This is a genomic window from Nocardia sp. NBC_01377 (genome assembly GCF_045040005.1).
Lineage (GTDB): Bacteria > Actinomycetota > Actinomycetes > Mycobacteriales > Mycobacteriaceae > Nocardia > Nocardia noduli.
Map to the genome: position 1 here is coordinate 1,028,268 of NZ_CP109566.1, position 15,887 is coordinate 1,044,154.

The window sequence follows — 15,887 nt, forward strand, 5'->3', positions numbered from 1 at the left end:
GGCGTCGAGCCTAGGAAGCGTGGGTGCTGTTCGGCAGGCGGGTCGCGCCGAGTGCGTCGTCGCGGTTGGTCTTGGCCCGGTACATGGCCAGATCGGCGTCGTGCAGGACGGCCTCCGGCGTGCGGTGCTCTTCCGAGGACAGCGCGGTGACCCCGATGGAGGCGTTCACCTCGATGCGATGCCCGCGCGCGATGATCGGTTCCGACATCTTCGAGCGCACCCGTTCCACGAGCGAGTCGAGGTCGACCGCGCGGGGGGCGCCGGAGAGCAGTACCAGGAATTCGTCGCCGCCCAGCCGTCCGACCAGGTCCTCGGCCCGCAGCGCGCGTTGCAGGCGCTGCGCCACGATCTGCAACACGGTATCGCCGATGGCGTGGCCCAGGGTGTCGTTGATGACCTTGAAATCGTCCAGGTCGATGAAGAGCACCGTCGAGACCGGGAGATCCTCGCTGCCCGCGAGCGCTCCGGCCAGCTGAGCCAGGATCAGCGAGCGGTTGGCCAGTCCGGTCAGCGAATCGTGGGTGGCCTGGTACTCGAGCTGCCTGCGGCTGGCGCGGAATTCGGTGATATCGGCGAAGGAGGAGACGGCCGCGGAGTGTGGATCGCCCGGATTGAGCAATCGGCTGCTCCCGGAGAGCCAGCGCCGCTGCCCGTCCTCGCGGTCGACGCCGAAGACGTAACCGGTGATGGTCTCGCCGGTCGCCAGCGTGCGCGCCACCGGATGGCGCGCGGTCGGCAGCGGTTTGGCGTTGGCGTCGAGCAACACCAGGGGCAGGTCGTCGATGGTCGAGCCGGTCAGATCCCCGGTGCGCGGATTGCTGCCGAAGATCCTGAGCGCGGCGGGATTGGCGGATTCGATCCGGCCGTTGCGGTCGATCACCACCACGCCCTCCTCCAGTTGGGAGACGACGGTGGTGAAATGCTGTTCGGCCTTGCGCTGGGCCGCCTCGGCGGTGCGCTGGGCGGTCAGATCGTGGATGACGACCTGGTAGGCCAGCCGATCGAACCACGGCGTGCGCACGGAGACGGTCTCGACCTGAACGGTGCGCCCGTCCAGGCGCAACAGCGCCATCTCGGTGGGTTTGGACGCGGACCCCTCGTCCTCGAGACTGTCGATGCGCTCGAGCATGGCCGACACGGAATCGGGGTGGACGAAGCGGGTGAGCGGCTGGCCGATCAGCTCGTCGGCGTCCTCGGCCGCGAGTAATCGCACGGTAGCCCGGTTGACATAGACGACCACGCCGTCCTCGTGCACACAGATCCCGTCCGGGGTGTGCTCGACCAGGGACCGGTACCGCTGGGCCAGCTGCTCGGCATCCGCCGAACTGTTCGCCGCCCTGTCCTCACCCACTCGGAACCCCCGATCGTCGACCGTTTCATGGCCATTGGAACACGGGATATTTCTGGTATCTGTACAAGACCACACCGACTTCTGTCTTGCTTCGATCATGTCGTGGGCATTCCATTGTGCGCCCTCGGTGATCATTACAGAAAGCCGGACTTTCCGGGCCCCCGGCCGAGGTGCGTCCGGCCCGCGGACCGGCGGAGGAGCGATGCCATGTCGAGCGCCACTTCGACCACCGTAGAGCACTCTCGCGATCATATGACGATCGCCGGGATAGGGGCCGTCACCGGATACGGCTGGGGCCGCGAAGCGCTGTGGCGCGGTCTGATGAGCGCCAAACCCGCGGCCACCCTCGAATCCGGATACGGGAGCGACGGCGACGAACACGCCTGGGTGGCGTTGGTGCCCGACGGCGGCGATCACGCCGTCAGCAGTAGTCGCTACGGGCGTGCCGTGCACGAGTCGGCGCGCGAGGCGATCGCCGACGCCACCGACCGGGGCTGGCGCGCGGGCCGCACGGTGGGGCTGTTGCACGCGATCGTGCTCGGCGACGTGGTGAACTGGCGCGATTTCTACCTGGTCGACGGCGGCCGCCGCCGACCCCGTGATTTCCTCCGACTACTACCTTCGACGCCGGTTTCGGTGCTCATGCAGGAATACGGGTTCCACGGGCCGTCGATGAGCATCTCGGCCGCGTGCAGTTCGGCCAACGTCGCACTCATCACCGCCCAACTGTGGATCGACAGCGGAATCGCCGACGATGTCATTTGTGTCGCGACCGATATGTCCGCGACACCCGACCTCGTCGACCATTTCGTCCGACTCGGCGCGGCGGTGATCGACAGCGAGCCGCTCGATGCCACCCGCCCGTTCCAGCGGGGCAGCCGCGGCTTCACGATGGCGGAGGCGTCGGTGGCCTTCGTGCTGAGCCGCAGGGGCGAACGTCCGTACGCGGCGGTGCTCGGCGGCGGGATGTCCAACGACGCCTATCACGTGGTCTCGGTCGAGCCGACGCACGAACAGATCTTCGAATGCGCCCGGCGCGCGCTGCGCGATGCCGGAATCACCCCCGAGGACGTCCGGTACTTCAACGCCCACGGCACCGGCACCGCGCAGTGCGACAAGGCGGAACGCGATCTGCTGGCGCGGATGTTCGCCGATCGCCCCGAGGTGTACGCGATCAAACCGCTGACCGGACACTGCCAGGGCGCGGCCGCCGCCGTCGAGATCGCCGCCGCCGCACTGGGTTACGAACGAGGAGTGGTGCCCGCGGCGCCCGTCGTCGCGCCCGCCTACGGGCGTCTGCTCGACGGTACGACCCCCTTCGCGGGCGGTATCACCGCCAAACTCTCCCTCGGCATGGGCGGGCACAATTCGATGGTCGTGCTCGGTCCGGCGCGCTGATCACGCGGTCGGCAGCGGAACCGACCAGCACAGCCGGGTGCCCGGCATCGCGGCCTCGCTGTCGGTATCGCCCGCCGGGCCTTCGGTGGTGCCCGCGGGACCGATGACGAATTCACCGTGTGATTTCTCGGCCCGCTGTTCCAGATTGCGCAGGCCGCTGCGGATCACGTGATTCGGGATACCCCAGCCGTTGTCGGTGACGACGATCGTCAGATTGTCGTCGACGCTGATCTCCACCCCGACCGTGTCCGCGCCGGAATGGCGCACCGCGTTGCTGAGCGCCTCGCGCACCACCGCCTCGGCGTGATCGGCCAATTCGGCCTCGACCACCGACAGCGGCCCGGTCACCTGGACCGTCGCGTGCAACGGCGCGTCGGTGGTCTGTTGCCGGACCGCCTGTTCGATGCGGTGTTGCAGACGCGTGCCGTCCCCGTCGCCGCCGTGCAGGTCGAAGATCGAGGTGCGGATTTCCTGCACCACCTCCTGCAATTCGTTGACCACCGTCGTAAGTCGTTGCCGCACTTCGGGAACCACCGCCTTCGGCACAGCGCCCTGTAGGGTGAGCCCGATGGCGAACAGCCGCTGGATGACGTGGTCGTGCAGATCGCGCGCGATGCGGTCGCGGTCGGCGAGCAGGTCGAGTTCCCGTACCCGCCGCTGGGTTCCCGCCAGTCGCAGGGCCAGTGCGGCCTGATCGGTGAAGGCAGCGGTCAGCTCGACGAGTTCGTCGGTGTAGGGCGGTGAGCCCGCGGGCCGGACCGTGACCAGAACGCCGAGGGTCGAATCCGGCGTGCACAGCGGCAGGATCAACGCGGGGCCGAGATCCTCGATCGTGACACCGAGATCGATCCGCGCGGCGTCGTCGAAGCGCAGCGGAACCCGGCAGGCGAGCGCCTCGCCCAGGGCCGTCCCCTCCGTCGGCACCGGCCTGCCCTCGTGTCCCGCGCTCGGTCCCGACCACTGGCTCAGCAGCAGGTCGTCGCTTCCCTCGGTCTGTTTGCCGGTGGCTCCCGCCAGGAAGGCGCGATGGGATCCGGTCAGCGTGCGCGCGTGATCGACCACCTGGGCCAGCACCCGGTCCGGTTCGGTGCCCGCGAGGAATTCGGTCGCGATATCGCGGGTCGCCTCGATCCAGGCCTGCCTGGTGCGCGCCGATTCGTAGAGCCTGGCGTTGTCGACCGCGATACCCGCGGCCGAGGCCAGCGCCCGCACCAGCACGTCGTCGTCCTCGGTGAACGGCTGCCCGCCCGCCTTCTCCGTGAGATACAGCGCCCCGAACACCTCGTCGCGGATCCGAACGGGCACACCGAGAAAGGTGTGCATCGGCGGATGTCCCGGCGGCAGGCCGATCGAGGAGGGATGTTCGGTCAGGTCGTCCAGGCGCAGCGGTTTGGACACGTCGAATACCGCGCCGAGCACGCCGAGTCCGACGGGCAGCCTGCCGATCTTCTGGCGCGTCCCGTCGTCCATGCCCTCGTCGATGAACTGGGTCACCTGCTGGTCGTGCCCGCGGACCGCGAGCGCGCCGTATCGCGCGTCGACCAGACTCGTCGCGGTGCGGACGATGGCGCGCAGCGTGTCGTCCAGATCGAGGCCGGAGGTGACGGTGAGCATCGCTTCGACGAGGCCGTCCATTCGGTCACGGGAATCGATGATCAGCTCGACGCGTTCCTTGACCTCGCTGAGCAATTCACGCAATCGCAGCTGGGACAGCGTGTCGCGCACCGAGTACAGGTCGCCTGCGCTGTCGTCGGTCATCTGGATCCCCCTCGCGGAAACGCAATTCGCTGCGCTCGATTCAGTCTAATTCCCGGATCAGGGACTTTCGGCCCTGTACGCGACGGCGTCGTCACGGTGGGATGAGCGGACCGGAGGATTAGATAGCAGAGGTGTCCTATGAATTCGTCGCAGCCGTTGTACCTGTCGGAGCAGTGGACCACCGCGGCGGACCCGGACCTCGCGGTCACCACCCGCGGTGCGGTTCCCCCCGCCGATGTCACGAGAGCGGTGCGCGCCATCGGCCGCGTACTGCGCCGTCATCACCTCGACGTACCAGCCAGGGTGCGAGTGACCGCACCCGATGATCTCGATCAGCCGACCGTCGTGCAGGCCAACATCCGGATGCACGATACCCCGACCCGCGTCCAAGTGACAGGTCCGCGCGGATTCGCGGTCACCTTCGCCGTCGAGCGCCTCGACCGCCAGATCAGTCGCCTGGTCTCGCACGAATCGCGGTCGTGGCCCGATCCGGCCCGCCCGCCGCTGGCCAGGGTGACCGAACGGCGCCCGATCGTGCGCCGCAAGGAATGCGCGCTGCTCACCGGCACCCCCACCGAAGCCGCCTCGGTGATGGACGCGATGGATTACGACTCGTACCTGTTCACCGACTCCCAGACCGGTGAGGACGCGGTCGTGCACTGGAACGGTTCGGCGGGTATCGCGCTCGCGCGACAGCGGGCGACGATCGCGCCGGCTCCGTCCGCCGACCAGCCCCTCACCACACATGCGCTGCCGGTGATGGTGCGCCCCGATCCGACGCCGACCCTCACCGAGGACGAGGCGTCGACCTGGCTGTGCCGGTCGGGCCTGGCGTTCCTGTTCTTCACCGACGAGCGGACCGGCCGCGGCAAACTGCTGTACCGCCGCTACGACGGCGACCTGACGGTGGTGGCGCCCGCCTGATCGGCGGACGCCTCAGGATTCGCGCAGCCGGGACGCCAGCACGGCGGCCTGGGTGCGCCGTTCCATGCCGAGTTTGGCGAGCAGCCGCGAGACGTAGTTCTTCACCGTCTTCTCCGCCAGGAACATGCGCGCGGCGATCTGCCGATTGGTCAGGCCCTCGCCGAGCAGGGCGAGCAGTCGGCGTTCCTGTTCGGTGAGCCCCGCCAGTGGGCCGTCGTTCTCGGTACTGCTGCGCAACCGCGCCCGCAGCGCGGCCGCCGCACGGGTATCGAGCAGCGAGCGGCCCGAACCGACCGCTTTGATGGCCTCGGCCAACTCCATACCTTTGATGTTCTTCACCACATAACCGCTGGCCCCGGCCAGGATCGCGTCGAGCATCGCGTGTTCGTCGGTGTAGGAGGTGAGGATCAGGCAGTGCAATCCCTCCATGCCCGCGAGCAGGTCCCGGCACAGTTCGATCCCGTTGCCGTCGGGCAGGCGCACATCGAGAACCGCGACGTCGGGGCGCACACGGGGGATTCCGGTCATGGCCTGGGCGACATCGCCCGCCTCGCCGATCACACTGAGTTCGGGATCGCTGTTCAGCAGGTCGATCAGCCCACGCCGCACTATCTCGTGGTCATCGACCAGGAACACCTTGATCACGCTCGCCTCCCAGCGTTCTCGGACGTCGGCTCACCCCGGGCGGACGACCTCGCCGGGCCTGCTGCCGATATCCCCCTGGGATAACCGTAGCCCTCGTCCTCGATTGCATACGGCGGAATCGGCAGGGCGGTGGGATTGTCGGCGTCGCAGTCTGTTTCGGGCCGTCGACCGCCGTCGGTCGACCCGGTCGAAGTGGTCATCGTATCGAAGCTGTTGGCGTAGTAAGGAATTGGATCACCGCACCGCGCGCTCGCCCGTTTCATCCGGGCCGATCGGTACGTCCGACGGCGGGTGTGCGTCCGGGCGGGTTGCTGCCGCGTCCGCCCGGCCTTTCGCCCGAGCGGGCGAGTGGCCATGGCAATGCTCACATTCGATGTGCGGAGGCTATAACTCGAGCGAACGGCGGCCGACGGTCGGGGAGCGGGAAGGATACTGTGGATGCGGGCACGACTCGCGACGCCTCGGCGCGGGATCGGACTCCGCGTGGTCGGTACGGCGCTGGTCGGGGGAGCGGAGGCCACGGTCGACGAAACTTGTCGGTGGTCGGGTCTAGCATCACGGCGGGGTGGGGTCCGGGTGCCGCCGGGTGGGTCGGTGACCCGCCCGGACACCGTGATTTATACGAACGCCGACACGATCGAGAAGGGACTCACCTGGTGGCGGAACGCCTCACTGTGCGCGGAGCTCGGGAGCACAACCTCAAGGGGGTCGACCTGGATCTGCCCCGCGACAGTCTCATCGTGTTCACCGGTCTGTCCGGCTCCGGCAAATCCAGCCTCGCCTTCGACACCATCTTCGCCGAGGGCCAGCGCCGGTATGTGGAATCGCTGTCGGCCTACGCCAGGCAATTCCTCGGGCAGATGGACAAGCCGGACGTCGACTTCATCGAGGGTCTCTCGCCCGCGGTGTCCATCGACCAGAAATCGACCAATCGCAATCCTCGCTCCACGGTCGGCACCATCACCGAGGTCTACGACTATCTACGTCTGCTCTACGCGCGCGCGGGCACCCCGCACTGCCCGGTCTGCCACGAGCTGATCGAGAAGCAGACGCCGCAGCAGATCGTCGATCAGGTGCTCGCCATGGAGGAGGGCATCAAATTCCAGGTGCTCGCGCCGGTGGTGCGCACCCGCAAGGGCGAATTCGTCGACCTGTTCGACCAGTTGAACACGCAGGGCTATTCGCGCGTTCGGGTCGACGGCGTCGTCTATCCCCTCACCGATCCGCCGAAGCTGAAGAAACAGGAGAAGCACGACGTCGAGGTGGTCGTCGACCGGCTCGCCGTCAAACCGAACTCCAAGCAGCGGCTCACCGACTCGATCGAGACGGCGCTGCGTCTGGCCGACGGCATCGTCGTGCTGGATTTCGTCGACCGTGACGAGCACGCGCACGATCGCGAGCGCCGTTTCTCCGAACGCCTGGCCTGCCCGAACGGCCATCCGCTCGATATCGAGGATCTCGAACCCCGGTCGTTCTCCTTCAACTCGCCCTACGGCGCCTGCCCGGACTGCACCGGCCTCGGCATCCGCAAGGAGGTCGATCCGGATCTGGTGGTGCCGGACGCGGAGCTGAGCCTGAGCGAGGGCGCCATCGCGCCGTGGTCGCGCGGGCAGACCGCCGAATATTTCACCCGCCTGCTCTCCGGTCTGGCCGAGGCCGTCGGATTCTCGATGGACACCCCGTGGGAGGAATTGCCGCTCAAGGCGCGCAAGGCCGTACTCGAGGGCAGTTCTGACCAGGTGCACGTCTCCTACACCAATCGCTACGGACGGAAGCGGTCGTACTACGCCGATTTCGAGGGCGTGATGCCGTTCCTACAGCGGCGCATGGAGAACACCGAATCTGAGCAGATGAAAGAGCATTACGACGGGTACATGCGCGATGTGCCGTGCCCGGTCTGCGACGGCGCGCGGCTGCGCCCGGAGATTCTCGCCGTCACCATCAATTCGGGCGGCGACCGTAAATCCATCGCCGACGTCAGTGAACTGTCCATCGCGGATTGCGCGGAATTCCTCGGGTCGCTGACCCTGGGGGAGCGCGAGACCGCGATCGCGGGCCAGGTGCTCAAGGAGGTGCAGGCGCGGCTGGGCTTCCTGCTCGACGTGGGGTTGCAGTACCTGTCGCTCTCGCGTGCCGCCGCCACCCTGTCCGGCGGCGAGGCACAGCGGATCCGGCTCGCCACCCAGATCGGCTCCGGCCTCGTGGGTGTCCTGTACGTGCTCGACGAACCGTCCATCGGCCTGCACCAGCGCGACAATCGCAGACTCATCGAAACCCTCACTCGGCTGCGCAATCTCGGCAATACGCTGATCGTCGTCGAACACGACGAGGACACCATCCGGGCCTCGGACTGGGTGGTCGACATCGGTCCGCTCGCGGGCGAGCACGGCGGCCGGGTGGTGCACAGCGGCACTTATCAGGATCTGCTCACCGACCCGAATTCGCTGACCGGCGCGTATCTTTCGGGCCGCGAGCGGATCGAGGTGCCGATGGTGCGGCGTCCGATCGACAAGAAGCGCAGGCTCACCGTCGTCGGCGCGACCGAGCACAATCTGCAGAATATCGACGTGTCGTTCCCGCTCGGCGTCGTCACCTCCGTCACCGGCGTCTCGGGCTCGGGGAAGTCGACACTCGTCAACGACATCCTGGCGACCGTGCTGGCGAACAAACTCAACGGCGCGCGGCAGGTACCGGGTCGGCACACGCGGGTCAACGGGCTGGATCATCTGGACAAACTGGTTCAGGTCGACCAGTCGCCGATCGGGCGCACGCCGCGTTCCAACCCGGCGACCTACACCGGCGTCTTCGACAAGATCCGCACCCTGTTCGCGGCGACCACCGAGGCGAAGGTGCGCGGCTACCAGCCGGGACGTTTCTCGTTCAACGTCAAGGGCGGTCGCTGCGAGGCGTGTTCGGGCGACGGCACCTTGAAGATCGAGATGAACTTCCTGCCGGATGTCTACGTGCCGTGCGAGGTGTGCCAGGGCGCCAGGTACAACCGGGAAACCCTCGAAGTGCACTACAAGGGCAAGACCATCGCCGAGGTGCTGGACATGCCGATCGACGAGGCCGCCGATTTCTTCGAGCCGGTCACCTCGATCCACCGCTACCTCAAGACGCTGGTCGACGTCGGCCTCGGTTACGTGCGTCTCGGGCAGAGCGCGCCCACGCTGTCCGGCGGTGAGGCGCAGCGCGTCAAACTGGCCGCCGAGCTCCAGAAACGTTCCACCGGGCGCACCGTCTACATTCTCGACGAGCCGACGACGGGTCTGCATTTCGAGGACATCCGCAAACTGCTCCTGGTGATCAACGGACTGGTCGACAAGGGCAATACGGTGATCGTCATCGAGCACAATCTCGATGTCATCAAGACCTCGGACTGGGTGATCGATATGGGCCCCGAAGGCGGTTCCGGCGGCGGCACCCTGGTCGCGGAGGGATCGCCGGAGGATGTGGCCGCCGTCGCCGACAGCTACACCGGCCAGTTCCTGAAGGACGTCCTGGCGGCCCCGCCCGCGTCGAAGAAAGCGCCCGCCAAGAAAGTGGCGAAGAAGGCGTCCGCGGCCAAGACTGCGACCCCCGGAACCTCCGCGACCGCCGAGGCCGCGGGCACCAAGGTGGCGGCGGCCAAGAAGGCGGCTGCCGAGCCCGCGGCCGCCAAACGTCTGGCTCGCAAGGCGGCCGCGCTGCGCTGAGTCTTTTCACCCGACCCGGTGGGTGCCGCGCGCGAGCGGCCCCACCGGGTTTCGTGCTGTTCAGAGGGGTGCGCTCGGTCACAGTCCGAAACCGGCGAAAAAGTGAAACATCCGTGTGTAAGATTCGGCTCACCTGTTCGGATGTGACCGAACAGTACAGATACGTGAGCCGGATCGGGCGCGTTCGCGGCACCTGCCGACGGGCCGAATCCGGTGTGAAGAAAGGAATTGCATGGAAGGCGTCGATATCGCCGCGTTGGTCGCCCTGATCCTCGGATTTCTCGCCACGGGCTCGTCCATCAACTACACACCGGGCGCCTGAGCGACCGACGAAAGGAATCAGATCATGGACACCGGAAGCGCGGGCTTCAGCGCCCTTTTCGCCGCTCTCGCCAATGCGATCGCCACGGGCTCATCCATCTCGGTGACACCCGGGACGTGAGTGCATGACAGGGTCGGCGCGCGGCCGACCCTGTCACCACGCCCCGGCCCGGGCGGACGATCTCGCCCGCGAATGCCGGAATCCTGTCGGAAATCGGCGTGAGTGTCCGGTGCGGCCGGTTGCCCTAAGCAACCGAATGAATCACCTCCGCCAACCTTTTCGGTTCCGACCACATCGGCCAGTGCCCGGTCGGCAGATCCATCAAATTCGCCGCGACACGCGGCAATTCGCTGAAAATCGGGGCTTCCCCACTGGTGCTCAACTGCCGCACCAATTCCGCCGCGATACTCGTGCACACGACCGTCGTCGGCACGGCGAGGCGCGCGATCGAATCACTCATCCGCAACGGTGATCCCGCGATTCGCGCGGGCTGCGAGACGGCCCTCTCCCTGAACCGCGCCAGCGCGATATCGTCCAGGCCGGTCAGGCTGTTGCCCTCGGCCTCCAATTCCGCCCACGACGGCAATTCGAATTCCCGCGCCGACCCCAGATCGTCGCGCAGCACGAAACCGTTCGGAATCGGCGCGCTGTCCACATAGATCGCGTGGCCGATCCGCTCCGGCACGAGATCCGTCGCCAGGTACACCGGCACCGCGGCACCCGAATGTGCCACCAGCACAGCCTTTTCGGCCGGATCGATGGCCTCGACGATCGTCCGCGCCTGCTGCTCCAATGTCGCGTCGAATCGGGATTCGTCCTCGGGATCGAGCCCCGGCAACGTCAGCGCGCACACATCGTGCCCCCGCCCCCGCAGCTCCTCGGCGACCTCGTCCCACGCCCACGCACCGAGCCAGAATCCGGGGACGAGCAGAATTCGAGTACCCATACAGTCAGCATGCCGCATCCGGCCGACATGCCGCCCGGGCGTTTCGGGATCGGTGCGCTCACGTCCGCGGACCGCCCCGCCGCCCGGAGCGGAGTACTGCCGCCGACATACCCCGGCAGAACAGTCGCCGAGGGCGGGCCGCGCCGGGGAACGGGCGGAACCGGTGTTCGATCCGGGGGCGAGCTGATCGCGGGACGTGGTGCGCAACCCGACCCGGTGCGACACGGTCGAAGTACACCGGGGCTTTTCGCGCCGTCGGCCTACGAAAACATCGCCGCCTGAGCGGTGATCACTCGCGGTCGAACATTCCGATCAGCGCACTCGCGATATCCGCTACCTCGGCCGATTCGCTTTTCGCCACGGCGATCATGAGGTCGTAGGCACGATCCTCGTTCAGGTGATCGACGTCGATTCCGTTGCGCGCCAAGAAGACGACCGCCGCGACGATCGCCAATCGCTTGTTCCCGTCGATCAGCGGATGATTACTCGCGATCGAGTGCAGCAACGCCGCCGCTTTCTCCCACAGCGTGGGGTAGGCGTCGGCGCCGAAGACCGTGGCCTGCGATCTCGCCGCGGCCGATGCCAGCAAACCGGGGTCGCGTAGTGCGTAATCACCCGCCGCGTCGGAGGCGATCGCGCGGAGGTCGGCCATCGTGAGGTAGTAGACCGACGGCTCGGTCATTCGGCGAGTCGATCGAGCAGACTCCGGTGCTTGTCGGCGAAACCTTTCGACAGCGCGCGGACCTGACTGTCCGCGGTTTCGGCCATCGGCTCCGGTACGACTGCCGCCACCCGGCGTCCGTGCCGGGTCAGATGTACGACCGTGCCCGCCTCGGCCGCTGCGATGACCTCGGCGAGGCGTTCTCTGGCCTCGCTGACAGGTAGATCCCAGCTCTCGGGTGTGGGTGCGGCAGTCACGTTCCGAATTGTACGTATGGATCGCATTTCTGTACGAAAGATGGCGGCCGGGTGAGCGGCCGAACGGGTCAGTAGACCGGGCCGGTGTACTTCTCGCCCGGACCCTTGCCCGGTTCGTCCGGGTGCGCCGAGGTCTCGCGGAAAGCGCGCTGCAACGATTGCAGTCCGTCGCGGATCGGGCCGGCGTGCGGACCGAGGTATTCGACCGAAGCGGTGACCAGGCCCGCGAGCGCGGTGATGACGCGTCGGGCCTCGTCGAGATCGCGGCGGGGGCTGGTGTCCGGATCCTCGTCGGCCAGTCCGAGCTTCTCGGCCGCCGAGCTCATCAGCATCACGGCCGCCCGGCTGATGACCTCCACCGCGGGGATATCGGCGAGATCGCGAACGGTGTCCGGCTGTTCAGTCATGGGGAGAAGGCTAGGCGGGGGAGTCGGGGCGGGGTCGAGCGCCCTCCGGTGTGTTGGCGCGCCGATCGCCGTCGTCGCAGGTGGCGGCCCCGGTCGGGGAGTGCCCACCAGGCACGATTCGGCGATAGCGTTCGGCAATGTTAGACTTTTCGGCGACGACCGCCTCGGGCTTGCCTCGGGGCTGATAAGTGGAGCCCGACTCCCACCGTTGCCGACGAGTAATCGTACAGGTCACACGGTCCGGTCGCCCGCCTCGCGAGAGGTCGGGTTCTTCGTGCGGAAGGCATTTTTTCACGCACGGAGGTCGACGTGAGCGTTGTTCGTGCGTCGATGATCGGTCGACTCGGGCCTCGTGGTGGAAATATCACCGCGGGGCTTTCGTGTTGAACAAGGGGTTGCAGTTATTGCACGCGGTCGTCCGACGACACCGTTTGACCTAGGAGGCCCCATCAGCACTGAGACCCGCATCAACGATCGCATCCGTGTTCCCGAGGTTCGACTCATCGGACCTGGCGGCGAACAGGTTGGGATCGTGCGTGTTGAAGATGCATTACGCGTCGCCCTCGAAGCCGACCTCGACCTCGTCGAGGTGGCCCCGGATGCCCGTCCACCGGTCTGCAAGATCATGGACTACGGCAAGTTCAAGTACGAGACAGCGCAGAAGGCGCGTGAGTCTCGGAAGAACCAAGTGCAGACCGTGATCAAGGAGCAGAAGCTCCGCCCCAAGATCGATGACCACGACTACGAGACCAAGAAGCGCAACGTCGTTCGCTTCCTCGATGCCGGGTCCAAGGTCAAGGTGACGATCATGTTCCGCGGTCGCGAGCAGTCGCGTCCCGAACTGGGTTTCCGGTTGTTGCAGCGCCTCGCCTCCGACGTCGCCGAACTGGGTTTCGTCGAGACCTCTGCCAAGCAGGACGGTCGCAATATGACCATGGTCCTCGCGCCCCACAAGGGTGCGAAGACGCGGGTGAAGGCCCAGCAGGAGTCGACGGCTCCGCGACCGCAGCCGACTGCGCCCGCGCAGCCCGCCGCACCCGCACCTGCTGCCGTCGCGCCCGCCGCGGAACAGGCCCCGCCGGCCGCGCCGCAGTAATACCGACAGAACCGGTGGTCCGCGAGGACCACCGGCACGAGACAGATAGAGGAATCCATGCCGAAGATGAAGAGCCACAGCGGCGCCTCGAAGCGATTCAAGGTGTCGGGTAAAGGCAAGCTGCTGCGTCAGCAGGCGAACCGTCGCCACCTGCTCGAGCACAAGTCGACTCGTCGGACTCGTCGTCTGGACGGCACGGAGGTCGTCGCGGCTGCCGACGTCCGTCGCGTGAAGAAGCTGCTGGGTCTCTGACACCCGCTTCGCAGCACACCGCGACCGGATATCTTCCGGTGCCGTACCGACCACATTTCGGGCGCGACGACCGCGCCCCCTACTTCGAACAGGACTGACCAGTGGCACGCGTCAAAAGGGCCGTCAACGCTCAGAAGAAGCGCCGTTCCATCCTCGAGGCCTCCAAGGGCTACCGGGGCCAGCGCTCACGGCTTTACCGCAAGGCCAAGGAACAGCAGCTGCACTCGCTCGCCTACGCCTACCGGGACCGCCGGGCGCGCAAGGGTGACTTCCGCAAGCTGTGGATCGCCCGCATCAACGCCGCGGCGCGCCTCAACGACATCACCTACAACCGCTTCATCCAGGGCCTGAAGGCCGCGGGTGTCGAGGTGGACCGCAAGATCCTCGCCGAGCTCGCCGTCTCCGACGCCGAGGCGTTCGCGGGCCTGGTCGCGGTCGCCAAGGCCGCGCTGCCCGCCGACGTCAACGCGCCTGCTGCGTGAATCGACACGGCGATATCGCTGTGTGCCGAGGCATGACGACGTCATGAGCTCGACATCTTCTCCGGAACGACCCGCGGACGCGCTTTCCGAGCGCAACCCGCGGGTCGTTTCGGCTGTGAAGCTCCATCGCGGGGCGCAGCGCCGCAAAACCGGGAAGTTCCTCGCCGAGGGAGCGAATTCGGTCGCCGCCGCCCTCGACACCGGGCGGGTGCGCGAACTGTTCTACTCCGCCGCCGCCGCGCACCGGGAACACGAACTGGTCGCCGGTGCCGCCGCCCGCGGAGTGCGCGTCACCCTGGTGGGTGATCGCGCGGCGCAGCAGCTCGGCGAGACCGTCACCGCACCGGGACTGGTCGCGGTGTGCGATCTGGTCGACGTGCCGCTGACAGACGTGCTCGCCTCCGGCCCGCGCATCCTCGCCGTTCCCGTCGAGATCGCCGAACCGGGCAACGCGGGCACGCTGATCCGGGTCGCCGACGCGGTCGGCGTCGACGGCGTCGTGCTGGCGGGGGAGACCGTCGATCCGCACAACGGCAAATGCGTGCGCGCGAGCGCGGGCAGCCTTTTCCACGTGCCGGTGGCACGCGGGCGCGATATCGCCGAAACCCTGGATTCGATTGCCGCGTCGGGCATCTCGCTCCTCGCGACGGCCGCCGACGGTGAGGTCGATCTGGAAGAGGCCGACGAATTGCTCGCGGGCCCGGTCGCCTGGCTGTTCGGCAACGAGGCGCACGGCCTCGATCCCGCCGCCGCCGCTCGCGCCGATCACCGCATCCGCATCCCCATCCACGGGCGCGCGGAAAGTCTCAATCTCGCCGCCGCTGCCGCGATCTGCCTGTACGCGAGTTCGCGCGTGCGGCACGCGAAATAGTCGGGCCGGTGGGATTCTCGGGTGTACTGCCCTATTTCGGTGCGCCCGACCCCTCGGCCGCTGATCGCCGTGCCATGTCCCGCTGCATACCGCCCGCTCGCGCGGCCTCCCGTTGCCTCCGTGCTGCCACCGGCTGAACCGTTTTCGGCTCGGTGGCGAAGGCATGCGTTCAATCCGGCCGGTCGACGAGATCGTCGAGTAGTTCGGTCGCCCAGTCGACGGCGATCGCGTCGGGGCCCGCGACCCGCATGGCTGTCATCACCGTGAGCAGCATTCCGGTGGAAAGGAAGCGGCGCGTATCCGCGGTCGGGGCGCCGCTGAGCTCCTTGATCAGGGCGAAGATCTGCCCGAAGCGCTCGCGGACCGGACCGCCGATGGCGGGGTCGGCGCTGGCGGCGAAGCCTTGCAGCATGACCAGCGGTAGTTCGCGTTCGGCCAGGAAGACGTCGTAGGCGGCGCCGAGTTCGCACAACGCCTGTTCGGGTGTGGCGTCGGGTTGGATCGAATTCCCGGCTTCGCGGAACACCTCCTCGATCCGGTCGCACGCGCTGCGGACGGCGGCCAGGAACAGTTGCTGTTTGGTGCCGAACAGCCGGATGACATACGGCTGGGACACGCCTGCGCGCCGGGCGATGTCGTCGGTTTTCGTCGCGGCGTAGCCGGATTCCGAGAAGGCGGTCACCGCCGCGGTCAGTACCTCGGCGCTGCGTTCGGTCGCGGTCATTCTGGGCTTGGTCGAACCGGTCATCATGCTCCTTCCACTCGGCGTTGACATGTTATCAGTGAATGCATACTCTCGATTAGTTATCAGTGAATAACAAC

The 15,887-nt window shown here is 67.2% G+C and carries 15 protein-coding genes; 7 read left to right on the forward strand and 8 right to left on the reverse strand.

What is annotated here, in order from left to right; translation table 11 throughout:
- Positions 1-10 precede the first annotated feature (10 nt).
- Positions 11-1,351, reverse strand: coding sequence for a diguanylate cyclase domain-containing protein (locus tag OG225_RS04860; RefSeq protein ID WP_405180567.1), 1,341 nt, complete (start codon positions 1,349-1,351; stop codon positions 11-13).
- A gap of 207 nt (positions 1,352-1,558) precedes the next feature.
- Between OG225_RS04860 and OG225_RS04865 the strand changes: the two genes are divergently transcribed.
- Positions 1,559-2,749, forward strand: a complete 1,191-nt coding sequence (locus OG225_RS04865) for a beta-ketoacyl synthase N-terminal-like domain-containing protein (RefSeq protein ID WP_405180568.1) — start codon at positions 1,559-1,561, stop codon at positions 2,747-2,749.
- Here OG225_RS04865 and OG225_RS04870 read toward each other — a convergent pair whose 3' ends face one another.
- Positions 2,750-4,507 carry a GAF domain-containing protein gene (locus tag OG225_RS04870; protein ID WP_405180569.1) on the reverse strand — a complete coding sequence of 586 codons (1,758 nt, stop codon included), beginning with the start codon at positions 4,505-4,507 and terminating at the stop codon, positions 2,750-2,752.
- A 138-nt stretch (positions 4,508-4,645) separates the two neighbouring features.
- Between OG225_RS04870 and OG225_RS04875 the strand changes: the two genes are divergently transcribed.
- Entirely contained in the window at positions 4,646-5,431 is a 786-nt protein-coding gene (locus OG225_RS04875; protein ID WP_405180570.1) for a sigma 54 modulation/S30EA ribosomal C-terminal domain-containing protein, read from the forward strand.
- Between the two features lie 12 nt (positions 5,432-5,443).
- Here the strand turns inward: OG225_RS04875 and OG225_RS04880 are convergent, their stop codons facing one another.
- On the reverse strand, positions 5,444-6,076 hold the full coding sequence (locus OG225_RS04880) for a response regulator (protein WP_405180571.1): 633 nt from the start codon (positions 6,074-6,076) through the stop codon (positions 5,444-5,446).
- Positions 6,077-6,732: 656 nt separating this feature from the next.
- Here OG225_RS04880 and uvrA point away from each other — a divergent pair.
- A complete protein-coding gene (gene uvrA, locus OG225_RS04885; protein WP_405180572.1) occupies positions 6,733-9,771 on the forward strand; it encodes an excinuclease ABC subunit UvrA in 3,039 nt (1,012 codons plus the stop codon).
- Positions 9,772-10,337: 566 nt separating this feature from the next.
- Here the strand turns inward: uvrA and OG225_RS04890 are convergent.
- The 4 genes from OG225_RS04890 to OG225_RS04905 all read right to left on the reverse strand — a co-directional run bounded on the left by OG225_RS04890 (position 10,338) and on the right by OG225_RS04905 (position 12,364).
- Entirely contained in the window at positions 10,338-11,039 is a 702-nt protein-coding gene (locus OG225_RS04890) for an alpha/beta fold hydrolase (RefSeq protein ID WP_405180573.1), read from the reverse strand.
- Positions 11,040-11,328: 289 nt separating this feature from the next.
- Positions 11,329-11,721: a type II toxin-antitoxin system death-on-curing family toxin gene (locus tag OG225_RS04895; RefSeq protein WP_405180574.1), complete on the reverse strand. Its 393-nt coding sequence runs from the start codon at positions 11,719-11,721 to the stop codon at positions 11,329-11,331.
- On the reverse strand, positions 11,718-11,957 hold the full coding sequence (locus OG225_RS04900) for a type II toxin-antitoxin system Phd/YefM family antitoxin (RefSeq protein WP_405180575.1): 240 nt from the start codon (positions 11,955-11,957) through the stop codon (positions 11,718-11,720). Before OG225_RS04900 ends, OG225_RS04895 begins: the two co-directional genes overlap by 4 nt.
- Before the next feature lie 68 nt (positions 11,958-12,025).
- Positions 12,026-12,364, reverse strand: a complete 339-nt coding sequence (locus OG225_RS04905) for a DUF1844 domain-containing protein (protein ID WP_109529890.1) — start codon at positions 12,362-12,364, stop codon at positions 12,026-12,028.
- A gap of 403 nt (positions 12,365-12,767) precedes the next feature.
- On the opposite strand from OG225_RS04905, the gene infC reads away from it, so the two are divergent.
- The 4 genes from infC to OG225_RS04925 all read left to right on the forward strand — a co-directional run bounded on the left by infC (position 12,768) and on the right by OG225_RS04925 (position 15,065).
- Positions 12,768-13,460: a translation initiation factor IF-3 gene (infC, locus tag OG225_RS04910; RefSeq protein ID WP_109529953.1), complete on the forward strand. Its 693-nt coding sequence runs from the start codon at positions 12,768-12,770 to the stop codon at positions 13,458-13,460.
- Between the two features lie 57 nt (positions 13,461-13,517).
- On the forward strand, positions 13,518-13,712 hold the full coding sequence (gene rpmI, locus OG225_RS04915; RefSeq protein ID WP_109529891.1) for a 50S ribosomal protein L35: 195 nt from the start codon (positions 13,518-13,520) through the stop codon (positions 13,710-13,712).
- A gap of 101 nt (positions 13,713-13,813) precedes the next feature.
- Positions 13,814-14,194, forward strand: a complete 381-nt coding sequence (rplT, locus tag OG225_RS04920; RefSeq protein ID WP_109529892.1) for a 50S ribosomal protein L20 — start codon at positions 13,814-13,816, stop codon at positions 14,192-14,194.
- Positions 14,195-14,237: 43 nt separating this feature from the next.
- Complete coding sequence (locus OG225_RS04925) at positions 14,238-15,065, forward strand: TrmH family RNA methyltransferase (RefSeq protein ID WP_405180576.1); 828 nt, start codon at positions 14,238-14,240, stop codon at positions 15,063-15,065.
- Positions 15,066-15,234: 169 nt separating this feature from the next.
- Here the strand turns inward: OG225_RS04925 and OG225_RS04930 are convergent, their stop codons facing one another.
- Positions 15,235-15,789, reverse strand: a complete 555-nt coding sequence (locus tag OG225_RS04930) for a TetR/AcrR family transcriptional regulator (RefSeq protein WP_405180577.1) — start codon at positions 15,787-15,789, stop codon at positions 15,235-15,237.
- Between the last annotated feature and the right edge of the window lie 98 nt (positions 15,790-15,887).

Coding starts and splice junctions, on each gene's coding strand:
- OG225_RS04865 (WP_405180568.1), top strand. CDS start 1,559: ATGTCGAGCGCCACTTCGACCACCGTAGAGCACTCTCGCGATCATATG.
- OG225_RS04870 (WP_405180569.1), bottom strand. CDS start 4,507: ATGACCGACGACAGCGCAGGCGACCTGTACTCGGTGCGCGACACGCTG.
- OG225_RS04875 (WP_405180570.1), top strand. CDS start 4,646: ATGAATTCGTCGCAGCCGTTGTACCTGTCGGAGCAGTGGACCACCGCG.
- OG225_RS04890 (WP_405180573.1), bottom strand. CDS start 11,039: ATGGGTACTCGAATTCTGCTCGTCCCCGGATTCTGGCTCGGTGCGTGG.
- OG225_RS04895 (WP_405180574.1), bottom strand. CDS start 11,721: ATGACCGAGCCGTCGGTCTACTACCTCACGATGGCCGACCTCCGCGCG.
- OG225_RS04905 (WP_109529890.1), bottom strand. CDS start 12,364: ATGACTGAACAGCCGGACACCGTTCGCGATCTCGCCGATATCCCCGCG.
- rpmI (WP_109529891.1), top strand. CDS start 13,518: ATGCCGAAGATGAAGAGCCACAGCGGCGCCTCGAAGCGATTCAAGGTG.
- OG225_RS04925 (WP_405180576.1), top strand. CDS start 14,238: ATGAGCTCGACATCTTCTCCGGAACGACCCGCGGACGCGCTTTCCGAG.
- OG225_RS04930 (WP_405180577.1), bottom strand. CDS start 15,789: ATGACCGCGACCGAACGCAGCGCCGAGGTACTGACCGCGGCGGTGACC.